This window comes from Sphingobacterium sp. GQ94 (assembly GCF_059758715.1).
The window spans coordinates 1-486 of the sequence record NZ_JCAXEC010000040.1 but is presented as its reverse complement, the minus strand read 5'-3'; the positions used below and the strand labels follow the sequence as shown (position 1 = coordinate 486).

The window sequence follows — 486 nt, the reverse complement described above, 5'->3', positions numbered from 1 at the left end:
CGCAAACTTCTGACCTTATTAATGCCCGAAGGGCTATTGGACTATTTCGACATTATGGAAGTGCTCCATGTTAATAAAGAGCTCCATATCCATCTTGATGAACGGAATCTTGTTCCCTCAGGCTATGAAAACATCAAACTTGAGTCAAAAGGCTTTATGCCATCATCAGAGATTCGGGACTTTCCTATTCGTGGTCAGAAAGTTACGCTTCATATTAGGCGTAGACGCTGGACGGTCTTGGAGACCGGGAAGGTGATTACCAGAGATTGGAACCTCGTTCGTGAGGGTGCTCGAATGACTACAGAATTCGGGCTTTTTTTAAAGGGAGTATTTGGATAATTATCCCATTAGCGCCAATCTGTTAGGTCTGTTTTTCCAAATGGACGGTAAACAGCTCCAAGAACAATACAAAGACTTTTTGAGTGATTTCCACGACTGGGACCAGAAACCCCATGCTGAGAGGTGGACCGTTTTCCCAGAGAATAT

1 protein-coding gene is annotated in these 486 nt (G+C 43.8%); it reads left to right on the top strand.

Annotation, left to right across the window (positions count from 1 at the left end):
* A partial coding sequence (locus tag AC6CHH_RS16400; RefSeq protein WP_498284793.1) for an ISAon1 family transposase N-terminal region protein occupies positions 1-339 on the top strand: 339 nt, incomplete at its 5' end.
* Positions 340-486 lie beyond the last annotated feature (147 nt).